At 58.7% G+C, this 10,645-nt stretch carries 12 protein-coding genes and 3 pseudogenes; 3 read left to right on the forward strand and 12 right to left on the reverse strand.

The window, feature by feature from the left end; translation table 11 throughout:
- A partial coding sequence (locus tag AB4Z00_RS26290) for a transposase domain-containing protein (RefSeq protein ID WP_442047879.1) occupies positions 1-114 on the forward strand: 114 nt, incomplete at its 5' end.
- Between the two features lie 1,102 nt (positions 115-1,216).
- On the opposite strand, the gene AB4Z00_RS26295 is transcribed toward AB4Z00_RS26290, so the two are convergent.
- From AB4Z00_RS26295 to AB4Z00_RS26305, 3 genes are all read right to left on the reverse strand, one after another.
- A complete protein-coding gene (locus AB4Z00_RS26295) occupies positions 1,217-1,522 on the reverse strand; it encodes a type II toxin-antitoxin system RelE/ParE family toxin (RefSeq protein WP_442047869.1) in 306 nt (101 codons plus the stop codon).
- The gene (locus AB4Z00_RS26300; protein WP_132270574.1) at positions 1,519-1,767 is read right to left on the reverse strand and encodes a ribbon-helix-helix domain-containing protein; all 249 of its coding nucleotides are present in this window, start codon (positions 1,765-1,767) and stop codon (positions 1,519-1,521) included. The genes AB4Z00_RS26295 and AB4Z00_RS26300 overlap by 4 nt, the downstream gene beginning before the upstream one ends.
- 583 nt (positions 1,768-2,350) lie before the next feature.
- The gene (locus tag AB4Z00_RS26305; protein ID WP_442047870.1) at positions 2,351-3,457 is read right to left on the reverse strand and encodes a Fic family protein; all 1,107 of its coding nucleotides are present in this window, start codon (positions 3,455-3,457) and stop codon (positions 2,351-2,353) included.
- A gap of 220 nt (positions 3,458-3,677) precedes the next feature.
- Between AB4Z00_RS26305 and AB4Z00_RS26310 the strand changes: the two are divergent.
- Positions 3,678-3,802 (forward strand): annotated as a pseudogene (locus tag AB4Z00_RS26310) (tyrosine-type recombinase/integrase); the annotation flags it as partial.
- On the opposite strand, the pseudogene AB4Z00_RS26315 reads toward AB4Z00_RS26310, so the two are convergent.
- From AB4Z00_RS26315 to AB4Z00_RS26345, 7 genes and pseudogenes are all read right to left on the reverse strand, one after another.
- Positions 3,803-4,146: pseudogene (locus AB4Z00_RS26315) on the reverse strand (tyrosine-type recombinase/integrase); the annotation flags it as partial.
- Between the two features lie 438 nt (positions 4,147-4,584).
- Positions 4,585-5,040: a hypothetical protein gene (locus tag AB4Z00_RS26320; RefSeq protein WP_442047871.1), complete on the reverse strand. Its 456-nt coding sequence runs from the start codon at positions 5,038-5,040 to the stop codon at positions 4,585-4,587.
- A gap of 60 nt (positions 5,041-5,100) precedes the next feature.
- Positions 5,101-5,322, reverse strand: coding sequence for a hypothetical protein (locus AB4Z00_RS26325; protein ID WP_442047872.1), 222 nt, complete (start codon positions 5,320-5,322; stop codon positions 5,101-5,103).
- Positions 5,319-5,543: a hypothetical protein gene (locus AB4Z00_RS26330; RefSeq protein ID WP_442047873.1), complete on the reverse strand. Its 225-nt coding sequence runs from the start codon at positions 5,541-5,543 to the stop codon at positions 5,319-5,321. The genes AB4Z00_RS26325 and AB4Z00_RS26330 overlap by 4 nt, the downstream gene beginning before the upstream one ends.
- Before the next feature lie 212 nt (positions 5,544-5,755).
- Positions 5,756-5,980 (reverse strand): hypothetical protein, encoded by a 225-nt coding sequence (locus tag AB4Z00_RS26335; protein WP_442047874.1) that lies wholly within the window; start codon positions 5,978-5,980, stop codon positions 5,756-5,758.
- 10 nt (positions 5,981-5,990) lie between these two features.
- Positions 5,991-6,284, reverse strand: coding sequence for a putative quinol monooxygenase (locus AB4Z00_RS26340; RefSeq protein ID WP_442047875.1), 294 nt, complete (start codon positions 6,282-6,284; stop codon positions 5,991-5,993).
- 71 nt (positions 6,285-6,355) lie between these two features.
- Positions 6,356-7,156 carry a type 1 glutamine amidotransferase domain-containing protein gene (locus AB4Z00_RS26345; protein WP_442047876.1) on the reverse strand — a complete coding sequence of 267 codons (801 nt, stop codon included), beginning with the start codon at positions 7,154-7,156 and terminating at the stop codon, positions 6,356-6,358.
- A gap of 115 nt (positions 7,157-7,271) precedes the next feature.
- Here AB4Z00_RS26345 and AB4Z00_RS26350 point away from each other — a divergent pair, with 115 nt between their 5' ends.
- Positions 7,272-8,174 (forward strand): LysR family transcriptional regulator, encoded by a 903-nt coding sequence (locus AB4Z00_RS26350; RefSeq protein ID WP_442047877.1) that lies wholly within the window; start codon positions 7,272-7,274, stop codon positions 8,172-8,174.
- Positions 8,175-8,284: 110 nt separating this feature from the next.
- Here AB4Z00_RS26350 and AB4Z00_RS26355 read toward each other — a convergent pair.
- Both AB4Z00_RS26355 and chrA read right to left on the reverse strand, forming a co-directional pair.
- Positions 8,285-8,443 (reverse strand): annotated as a pseudogene (locus tag AB4Z00_RS26355) (arylsulfatase); the annotation flags it as partial.
- A 442-nt stretch (positions 8,444-8,885) separates the two neighbouring features.
- Positions 8,886-10,076, reverse strand: a complete 1,191-nt coding sequence (gene chrA, locus AB4Z00_RS26360; RefSeq protein WP_442047878.1) for a chromate efflux transporter — start codon at positions 10,074-10,076, stop codon at positions 8,886-8,888.
- Between the last annotated feature and the right edge of the window lie 569 nt (positions 10,077-10,645).

The raw sequence follows: 10,645 nt of genomic DNA on the forward strand, positions 1-10,645 counted from the left end.
CCGCAGGCTTGGCTCGCCGATGTACTCGCTCGCATTGCTGAGCATCCGGCCCGACAGCTCGATCAGCTAATGCCCTGGAATTGGCAACCAGAACAGCACCCGATCGTCACCTGATCCGAGCTACGTCGCGGCTTTCACCGGATGGCTACAATGATCCGTACGGTCGCACCTGACAGGACCCGACGTTTAGCGTCGGGCAGCCGAACGTCTAATGTGAGGAAGCAACCTGCCTATACCGCCGTGCCCCGACAAGGAATTCCGCGGAGATAGCTACCGTAAAGCACCTCATTCCGGTTCATCAATAGCAGCCGCCTGTTCACCGACCTGCACATCTGGTGAGCCTAAAGGTGAGGATGGCCGATAAGTTCATCGCGCATTCGCACCATCACCGCGAACTGCCTGTCGCCCGCAGCGAAGTGCTCAGCGGTAGTATCGCGATGTGGCGGCTCAGCACTCGAGCCGGTGGATGGTTCTGCTCCCGGCGGGAGTGGAGGGGGAGGTGGGCCAAAGCATTCGTAGACCGTCTGACGATCTTTGTTGGCACGTTCAGTAACCGCCTGACGATAATCCGCCTCCAAGTCTGTTTTACGCAGAGACCGCATGAACGTACGGTCTCTGTCTTCACGTGCGGTGACGTAAGCGCGGACTTCGTCAGGGGCACAGTGAGGAACAACGAAAATTTGGTAGTCTTCGACTGCCTTTCGAAACGCTGCTCGTCCATCTTCCGGCAGCCGCTGATAAGCTCCCACTTGCTGTGAAAATAAGACAGTTAATCCCGTCAATAGCGCACGTCGCTTCATTTGGGGATGCCTCACTACATGATCGCTGAGTACCGGGGGCGGTGTTTCGAGCTGCTAAGCAACCAAAGAGACCTCACAATCGTGAATTTGCAATCCATAAATTCGCTCAATCATTCGTGCCCATAGTCGCCACTTCACATTCGCGCCGCGCAGCCAGCGTCCCTTTTCATGAACGGTCGCGTTCCATATGAGCAGCGATCACCCCGAAGTGCTGACGATTACACATCGCAACCGATCATTTCCGTGTGGCAAACGGCCGATTTCAGGAAAACTAGCCGTTCCAGCGGCGGTCTGCAGATGACCAGAAGTGGTCCGCGACCTACCGGGTTTGCTGACCGTCCGCACCTGGGGAACGAAAATTGACGGCTGAGAGTCCGCAAAGGGTCGACAGCAGAAAATGGCAATCATACGCCAATTTAAGAGTTTCGAAGAATCGGTGCCAGGTCGCGAAAAGCATTGATGACACGCTGGATGGTGACGACCTTCCCATCTACATTATACGCTATTATTAAACGACGCTCGAATGTCAGCGTCCGCAGGCCTACCACTAAGTCATCACGGGGCGACCCGCGCTGGGGGAAATCGCCCAACGCAGCGATGCGTTTTTCAATTCTGGTAAGATAGCCGTCTGCCGTGGGAATATCAGCTTCCACGCTCACCCATTGGTGAAGTGCAATCAAATCCTCGATCGCCAATGCCGACAGCTGCACATTATAGGTCATGCTTTGGCGATCGAGGCCCTAACCTGCGCAAATGCCCGATCGAGCGGCATCGGGGGACGGGGGTCAGCTAGGGCTTCCGCAACGCGGACGCGCACTAATTCATCCAAAACTGCCTCTTCGCGATCCAGCGCGCGTAAACCCGCTCGCATCACTTCGCTCATAGAAGCATATCGGCCAGACGCCAGATGGCGCTCGGCGTGCGATGACATTTCGCCAAGCGTTACCGTTATTGCTTTCGCAGCCATACCGACCTCCGTTCAAATATGATTTTATCATATCGCATCTTGTGTGCGGATGCTAGTGGCCGGTTAGCGGTAATGTGCCGGAAGTGGGTCCAGGAACCGGAAAGCGGACCAGCCGCAGCTGGGAGTGAAAAATCAGCGGCTGAACGACAATTAAGGGTCGGTTTTCCCGAGCGCCGAACGCCGCATCGTGGGACAGAGTCGCTGTTCGCGGTGTCGCTACCAAACAGCTGGTTTACTGGCATAACCCGCCGGTGGTCTGTTGACGTTGGATCGGGGGAATATGTCAGGTCCGAGGTTAGCGATTAGCGCCCTGGACTTGCCAAGAGGGGCACGACCCTACGGTTGACCTAGCGGTTTGCATCCAGCTTTTTATCACCACCCCGCAGCCGCTCAGAGAGCGATTTTCGCTCCCCAGGTGCAGACCGTCCGGTTCCGGCTGCTCGCGACCCAGGCCCGGTCGTTCTTCGCTCGCCGGACGAGCGGCGGGATTCACCGCTAGCGGTCATTCGGCTGCCGATGATCCTCAGCGTCACTCAATGTCCGGTCCCAGGCGAGTGATCTTCGCTCGGAGGGTCGTGGCCCGCTACTGGCCCAAGTCGAGATAGTAGCGGGTGGATTTCAGCGTGCCGGTCTGCCTTAGTGCGCCGATATCAACCAACTCGTGCAAATCGCGGGTTGCAGTCGCACGAGAGGTACCGGTGATGGTGATGTAATTGGCCGCGCTCAGCCCCCCGGTGAAGCCGTCCAACCCTTCGCGGAACATCCGGGCAATGGCGCGCGCTTGCCGTTCGTTGAGCCGGTCCCGGAAGCGGTCGTAGAATTGTGTCTTGGTGATGAGAGAGTCGATCAGGGCAAGGCTGTGCGTCTGGGCGTCCAGCACGGTTTCGGCGAAATAGGTTAGCCAAGTGGTGATTTCGTTGTGCTTGTTGGCCGCTTCCAGCGCATCGTAATAGGCGCCCCGCTTGCGCTGGATGACATGTGAAAGGGCAATCAGGCTGGGCTGGCCGATTGCCTGTGATAGCACTTTCTCGGCTAGCGCACGAGCCACGCGTCCGTTGCCATCTTCAAAGGGATGGATCGACACGAAGTAGAGGTGAGCGATCCCGGCCCGGGTCAAGCCCGGCAGCGGTCTTGTCCCCTCGGGAGATGTGGCGGCGAACCACGCCAGGAAACTCTGCATTTCCCGTGACACGTCCTGCGAGGGCGGGGCCTCGAAATGCACTTTCGGCTCGTGGCTGAAACCTGAGACGACTTGCATGGCGTCCGCGTGTTCGCGGTAACTGCCGACAGCCTCGATGTCGTGTCGCCCACTGACGACCATGCGGTGCCAGGCGAACAAGGTCTCATCCGTGAGCGGTTCGGCAAAGTCGCGATAAAGGGCGATCATCATTTCAGCGATGCCGCGCTCGGCCGGCGGGATGCGGCGGTCTCCGACTTCAAGACCCAACTGGCGGCGCAGCGAGCTTTGCACGCTGTCGCGGTTGAGCAACTCGCCTTCGATCTCGGACGTCTTGAGCGCTTCGCCGGTCATGATATCGATGGTGACAGCGGCGCGGTCATCGTCGGCAAGGTGCTTGACCGAACCAATGAGTATTCCGGACTGCTGCAGGAATCTGGCTTCATTCGCCGCCAAAGAGGCGCTATCCCAACAAAATTCAGGCCAGTCCGGCTGTTGCCAATTCCACTTCATGAGCAATAAATAGCTCCCTTATAACTCACTGTATACCATTTTTTGAGGTAAAAGCCTGTAGTTTTTGCCTCATCCAGCCATCAATCGCTGAGTGACCGAAGCGGGACAACCCGTTCTGACGCGTTATACCTATGGCCATCATGTCCATTGGAGACGTGTCATGGGGTCAGAATTCGATCCTGCCGCGCATGAGCGGGTTTGATGGAACGCCAGGCGAAAAGTGGGCGCGAAGCGCGCGCTCAAGCCGCGTCAGATCTGGGCCGTCCGCTTCTTTCTCGACCAACATCGACGTATCCGGGATCGGGCCTATTCGATCTTGCAATCGACAGCAAATTGCGCGGCTGCGTGATCGGTGCGGCTAGGAAATGCAAAGTCCTCCAAGGATTCACCTCGAAGCTCGAGCCATTTGAGTAGGCTGGCGCGAGCATCGGCCATCAGTTCAAACTGAACTGGTCGGCTGGTCTTTTGCTGTACGACCGTCGCCCGTGTTCGAATTTTCCGATCGCAAACGATGTCACTGATCCGGATCTTCACCAGATCGCATCCGCAAAGCTTGCTGTCGATGGCGAGGTCAAAGAGGGCCCGGGCGCGGACCCGTCCATGCCGTTCGAGAAAAAGCGGATCGGCCATATCTGACGGGGTTTAAGCGCTCGCTTTGCTCCAACTTTACGCCCGTCGTTCCGCGACACCCGCTAGCGAGCGGCGGGATCAAACTCTGATAATCCTATGACACATCTCCTGTGGCCCAGACGGCCATAGGTAGAACGCTTCTAAGAAGGCCGACCCTTTGTCGCCATTCAGGCACCCATCTCGCATTCCCAGGTCCGGGCTGTCCGGGAACCGGCAGGTCGCGACCAAGTCAGTCGTCCCGGTATGGGTTCTGGACTGTCCACTGACCCCGGAACCAGTCCTTCGTCCGACGAACGGCTGCCGTTTAACTGAGCGCCGATCCTCGTCGCTCTTCAGAGTCCAACTCTGCATTCTCAGGAGCGGACACTTGAAGGTTCAGTTGACTATTCAGGCCCGCTAATGATGAATACACATTGGGCTGGTACAGGATGTGCAGCACTCATCGTCTATGTCGATGTTATATTTTTTTGGATTCTGTGGTATCCAACTTGCCTACCCTACTCGTGAGTGCTGCCAAAACCGGGACGGATGCGATGGGCATCTTCCCCTACTTCAATGGCGCGCTGACCCGTCACCACGTCCACCATGCAGTTGAAAAACTCCAGGGCTTCGTACGGCGTCGTCAGTGGCAGTTGCACTTTTGCGCCAAGCAAGGCATTCGCGGCGTCTTCTTCGGTGGCATCCCGAAGCTGTATCAGCAAAACATCTTTGCGCGCCTTGCGGTCATCAAGCTCGCAGCCGAGTAAATCAGCGACCAGCCTTATGAAGTCCTGTCGTTCAGGCGATCCCAGATCGACACGCATGAAGTCCTCGATCGAAGTGCTCGTGACGGCGCCGCCCGATGAGCGGTTCGCTTCATGCACCACCGTAGTTTTGTCAGGGCCGTTTCCACGGGCCAGATACCATTGGTCGCCGTTGGAACTTACAGAGAATCGCAGCGCAGGATGGATCATGGCAAATTAAACTCCGCTAGGGCGACGAGAAAGCGCCGGAGAGAATCCTGTTCCTCATCATCAAGGCACTTGTGGGCGATAAAAGGGATATCGCTCGATGAGGCCGGCGATCAGATTTCGCGGGAAAAGCTGAGGCGTCTCTTCGGTCCCCTCCGGCCTGACGCAGACAAGATGAGTGCCGCCGCCCGGGAAAGGTTCCATTGCACTGACTGACACGAGGTGCTTGGCGCACTGCCGCTCGACTTTTGCCTGAGGCGGATCAATATTAAGCAGACGGCTCATGATGCGATCCTGAGATCGCGATCAATCCACAAATAAACATTGTGCGAGCTTCTGCTCCAGCCGTCCGCTGCACCTGCTCCAATGCCGGATTGATGGTTGCTGATCCGGTTCGCTGTGACGCCGGCCGCGGCGAGGTGCCGCGTTTTTGCAAGACGCGTTCCGGCAGCGCTCGCGCGCATAAGCGATAATTGGTGCTCGAAGTACTGGTGATTGAGATCCATGGCAATGCTCCCCTCTATTAAGCGGGAGCACTATGGTCTCTCAGCCGCCGGTGCTTAATTTTGTCTGCCAGCGATTGCCTTTATGTAGGAACAAAAGTTGATACTTCAACGGGAGGCGTCTCAATCCCGCATAAAATTTCACAGCTTTTGCGCGAACCAGATTGTAATAGGAAAACCCCTGGTGTTGGGCCGCGCCCTGACCTGCGTCTCGGTCACCCCGAAGCCGGCATCACGCAATCGTTGTGTGAATGCAGGTTTGTGAAGGCCAGATGGCTAGTATGCCGCGCGGTCGCAGCGCCAGTATGGCTCGTTGCGGTCCAGGCACCGAGTAACCCGATGCGCCATGTCTGCGCCAGAAGTCCGATCATCTGGATTTCTTCTGCGTAGAAGGGCTGCGCGAGCAGCGCGGCGCCGATCCAGTGCTTCAGGTCACGCATCGCTGCCTCCTCAGGTTGAAACGGGATCGAGGACGAAGGCGGTTCGCTCGGCAAGATCGCCGATCGCGGCAAGATAGGCCTGGAAGTGCGGGGTCGCGCGGTGCGCGGCAACCGCGTCAGAACTGGTGTAGAGCTCGTCCAGCACGAAGCGCGTGGGCTCGCTCTGATCCTTCCAGAGATCATAGCGCAAGTTGCCGGCTTCCGCCCGGCTCGGCGCAAGCATGCCGTCGAGCAGGGTACGGAGCTGGTCGGCAGCGCCGGGACGGGCGGTCAGGACGGCGACGATCTTCACGTGGGCGGTCATAGGGGTAATCCTTGATGAATGGGCGGGCGTGGTGGCGCGCATCCGCAGCGCGCCTCCTGTCATGCGCGTACTCATGCCGCCGTCTGCAGGCCGCTGAGCGCCGCGATCATGGCCTTCGCGACCGCGTGATCGGAGGCCGGGTTCTGGCCAGTGATCAGTTCGCGGTCGACGACCACGTTGGCGGCGAAATCTTCAGGAGCGGCCGAGACCTCGCCGCCTGGCAGCCGCAGAGCCTTAGGCATGTCGAAGTACAGTTCGCCCTTCAGCAGGTGCTCTTCGGCGATCTTCTCCTCGCTCACCGAGAAGACCGTCATGCGGTAGCCCGCATAGATCCAGTCTTGGGCGAGGTCCGCGGCCTTGGCGTCGTCGCCCTCGATCAGGGCCGCTCTGTACGCTGCCGGGTCAGCCAGGGCGGCAACAACCGCTACGGGACCATGGCAGAGCAGCCCGGTCGGCCGGGCCGCCGTATGGAAGTGGCGCAGGATGACGCCCGTCTCGCGGTCCTGCATCAGGTCGACCGCCGGAGCATGGCCGCCGGGGACAAATACGCCTGCAAACTCGTCCAGACCCTGTTCGATGACCGAGGCCAGGGTGCGAACCTCGTTCATGGCGGGGTGCTCGGCGAAGAAGTGCCGGGCGCGCTCATAAACGGCCTGGTCGCCCCCGAAATGCTCCACCGTATCCGATGCCTCGTCGATATGCGGCTTGGCGCCGTCGGGCGTGGCGAGCACGACATCGTAGCCGGCCTCGATCAGCGCCATTGCGGGCACCACGGTTTCGTTCAGGTACTGGCCGATCGTGGCCGAGCCGCCGCCACGCAGCTCGATCTGCGTGGCGTTGGATCCGAGGAAGAGCACTTTCGTATGGGTCATCTGAGCCTCCATTGTCTCACCGCAATCGCTGGGGACGGGAGGAAAGTGGCCCATTCCAACATATTCCAGAAGTTTATTGTCTTGATTTCAGATATACGCTCTAGAGCATGTCTGTATGCGATACGACCTCAACCTGCTCCCGATCTTTGTCGCTTTGATGGAAGAGCGCAGCGTCACGCGCGCGGCCGAGCGCGTCGGGATGACGCAACCAGCGCTGTCCAACGCGCTCTCGCGGCTGCGTCTGATGCTGCAGGATCAACTCTTCATCCGTGAGCGGTACGGGATTCAGCCTACTGCCGTCGCTCTGGAGCTTGCACCCGCGATCGCCGATGCGCTGGCGAAGCTCGATGACACGGTGCTGGGCCAGCAGGGCTTCAATCCCGCCAAGGCGGAGCGGACCTTCACGATAGCGCCCAACGGCTACGTCGAGTTCGTGCTTGTTCCCGCTATCGTCGCCCGGCTCCAGCAGGTCGCGCCCGGCATCAAGCTTCGGTTGACGCCCTATGGCAACGATCTGGTCGAGACCGGCGTCGTGTCAGGCACCACAGCGCTGGTGCTCGGCCGCATTGTCGATCCCCCCGACAATCTCGTCGTCCAGCACCTGATGGACGAGAGCCTCGCCTGTGCTGTGCGGGCAGATCATCCCAGTATCGACGATACGATGACCCGCGAGCAGTTCGAGACGCTCAAGCACGTCAATATCCTACCGCCAGGGCGGATGCGTGCGGGGCTATTCCAAGCGCTCGCACAGCAGGAACTCAAGCGTGAGGTGGCGATCTCGGTGACCAACTTCTTCGCGGTCGCCGAGATGGTGGCGGTCACCGACTACTGTGCAACGCTCCCGTCTTTGATCTGCAAGCGGCTGCAACAGGATCATCGCTTAAAGATCCTTCCCGCACCGGTAGATCTGGGCACATTCCCGGTCGAGATGGCTTGGCATGTGCGATACCGACAGGACGCGGCCCATCGCTGGTTGAGAGGTCTGGTCGCCGACATCGTGCGAGAGATGTCGGCCTAGGGCCGACCCCTCCCAGCGCTCTTCTCCAGGTTGGTGCGTGGGAAAGCAAATCGTGCGGGAATGAGGCTTTGTTCCACGGTGCGGCGTTTGGCGCTCGGGGAAACCGACCCTACGTTGCCGCCAGTGATGAACGAAGATCGCCCAGCGGTGCAGCTTTGCTCGCCATAACTGCCGGTAAACCGCACACCTTCGTTCGCAATGCGGGCAATTTTGGGGGTGCGGTATCCCCTCAGGCCGTCCGAATAGCAACTGAGGTTGCTGATCCCAATGTCATCTCTTCAAATGACCAGAATATTCGGTTTCTTGCTCGACCTAGTGCTACCTCCTCACTGTCGGAGAAAAATGCGAGGTAGTTGCACGACCTATTATGGGATTTTTCCCGCTTCGGGTCAGGGAAGCTACGATGTTACACGTCTCTCCTCGGCGCTCGGCTGAAAAGCAGCCGTGAATATTCGCCGGCAGGCGAGCTATGTCTGCATGTCCTCACTTTACGAATGACTTAAGTCATTCCGGTGCAGTTCAGTGAACGTCAGCTGTCGGCTGAAGCAATTATTCGATGGTACCGAGGCAGCTTGGCGGCTTCGAGAGTGCCTGCATCAGGCGAAATTCCTAAGGAATCCTGTGCGAGGGCCGGTCGGCTTCTGATTACCGGCCCGGCGGCTACACAAAGTCGGAGACGACTAAATCTGCCGCCGCAGCCGGAGAGTTCCATCATAGCGAAGCGGCGGCACCGACCAATGCACCCGAGGCCAGTATCGCCGGCGTCACCCACGCCCCCTTAAAGCGCCATGCGGCGATCAAGGCGAAGCAAAACAGCGTTATCGCCGTTGGCAGCGAGGATATGCGCAACCACGCTGCCTCGCCTAGCTGCAGGAAGGTCGCGGCGATGATGCCGACCACTGCTGCAGCAACGCCTTCCAGTGCCCGTTGGAGCGCAGGATGATCAACGATCGCTTCTAACCGCTCAAAAAAAATGAGCGAGAAGGCGAACGCAGGGAGGAACATGCCCGCCGTGATCGCTATCGCGCCAGACAGCTCGCCCGCAGCATAGCCGACGAACGTTGCAAAGATCACGAGCGGGGCGGGAAGTATCCCTGCCAGCGCGATCCCGTCGAGAAAGGTAGTGTCACTCAACCAGCCACGGCCCACGGTGTCGGCGCGGACATAGGGAATTGCGGTGTAGGCGCCCCCAAAGGTTAGCAGGCCGCCCTTTAGGCCGGCGATGAAGAGGGCAACGTCTGTTGACGGCTCATGAGAGATGTTAAGAGCCGCTTGTCCGAAGGGAGCCAGATGGAGACAGGCAGCCAGGCCTGCGGTGAAGACGGCGACGGCAACCGCCAGATAAGACCTATGAGCAAAGGCGTAAACCGCGGCGCCGGCCGCAAGCGGCAACCAGAACGGCATATTCGACAGCGTGAGCAACGCGCTACCCGAGGCGATCCCCCATGTCAGCCGATCCAAAAGGATATGCCCGCCGATCCGGAAAACGGCACGCAGAATGATCGCGAGTACAGCAATCTGGACGCCCAGAAGCGGCCCACTCCACATTCCGTGTCCCGCTATCCAAGTTACGTAGACCCAACCAGCGAGCAGCATAAGTGCGAAACCGGGCAGCATGAAACCCAGCCCCGCCAGAAGCCCGCCAATCCGGCCCCGCGCAACTATGCCGAAGTGGACGCAGAGTTCATGGGCTTCAGGTCCTGGAAGGACTTGCAGGATCGCGAGCAGCTTATTGAAGCGGGAGCGGTCAATCCACCGCTCCTCCTCGACCAGTGACTGACGCAGCATGGCAATCTGAGCTACAGGGCCGCCGAAGGCGAGGAAGCCAAAACGAAGGAATTTTAGAAAAAGTGCGGGAAGGCTGATCAACGGAAGATGCTTGTCAGTGGCCGTATAATCCATAAACGCTCCTTGACCGCAGACGCGGTAAATGGAGCGGACTTGAACGGATACCGTCTGATCGGGCGCCCGCACTGCCCGATGGTAAGCTTATCGGTGAATGTCGATGCCGCGTCAATGGCCGCTTTTCGTACCGATCCCCCGTTTCGCGCGTTATTTAAAAGCTGCAAAAGTTCTACCCTTAGGCGTCACGCATTTTGCGAAACCGACCCTTCCCGGTCATTCAGCAGCCAGCTTTCCTCTTCTGAATACCCGAGACGGGCCGATTACAGACTGTCCAACTTGAGGCAGAGCTTTTGATATAGCAGACATTTACAGGGCGCCGCTTTCTTGTGGGCATGCGATTATCGTTTCGCCCCCAAAGGCCGCTTTAGAAGGCTCGATTGACATTTATAGAAAAAGTCGTTGTCGCGGGCGTATAGCTCTGAGAACACCGGTAATAAAAGGGGCCATCCGTCGGCTGAGAGCACCGGGATAAAAAGGGGCCAGTCCTGCTAACCTCCGTTTTTGGGCGGAGGAGAAGGATGAAGAGAGTGGAGCTTTATCAGAAGGTCCGGCGTGCGGTGATGATC

It is taken from the genome of Novosphingobium sp. YAF33 (genome assembly GCF_052113265.1).
Taxonomy (GTDB): domain Bacteria; phylum Pseudomonadota; class Alphaproteobacteria; order Sphingomonadales; family Sphingomonadaceae; genus Novosphingobium.

What these genes read in the sequence shown, in the direction of transcription:
- AB4Z00_RS26295 (WP_442047869.1), bottom strand. Translation starts at nt 1,522, where the DNA reads ATGACCTATAATGTGCAGCTGTCGGCATTGGCGATCGAGGATTTGATT.
- AB4Z00_RS26300 (WP_132270574.1), bottom strand. Translation starts at nt 1,767, where the DNA reads ATGGCTGCGAAAGCAATAACGGTAACGCTTGGCGAAATGTCATCGCAC.
- AB4Z00_RS26305 (WP_442047870.1), bottom strand. Translation starts at nt 3,457, where the DNA reads ATGAAGTGGAATTGGCAACAGCCGGACTGGCCTGAATTTTGTTGGGAT.
- AB4Z00_RS26320 (WP_442047871.1), bottom strand. Translation starts at nt 5,040, where the DNA reads ATGATCCATCCTGCGCTGCGATTCTCTGTAAGTTCCAACGGCGACCAA.
- AB4Z00_RS26325 (WP_442047872.1), bottom strand. Translation starts at nt 5,322, where the DNA reads ATGAGCCGTCTGCTTAATATTGATCCGCCTCAGGCAAAAGTCGAGCGG.
- AB4Z00_RS26330 (WP_442047873.1), bottom strand. Translation starts at nt 5,543, where the DNA reads ATGGATCTCAATCACCAGTACTTCGAGCACCAATTATCGCTTATGCGC.
- AB4Z00_RS26335 (WP_442047874.1), bottom strand. Translation starts at nt 5,980, where the DNA reads ATGCGTGACCTGAAGCACTGGATCGGCGCCGCGCTGCTCGCGCAGCCC.
- AB4Z00_RS26340 (WP_442047875.1), bottom strand. Translation starts at nt 6,284, where the DNA reads ATGACCGCCCACGTGAAGATCGTCGCCGTCCTGACCGCCCGTCCCGGC.
- AB4Z00_RS26345 (WP_442047876.1), bottom strand. Translation starts at nt 7,156, where the DNA reads ATGACCCATACGAAAGTGCTCTTCCTCGGATCCAACGCCACGCAGATC.
- AB4Z00_RS26350 (WP_442047877.1), top strand. Translation starts at nt 7,272, where the DNA reads ATGCGATACGACCTCAACCTGCTCCCGATCTTTGTCGCTTTGATGGAA.
- chrA (WP_442047878.1), bottom strand. Translation starts at nt 10,076, where the DNA reads ATGGATTATACGGCCACTGACAAGCATCTTCCGTTGATCAGCCTTCCC.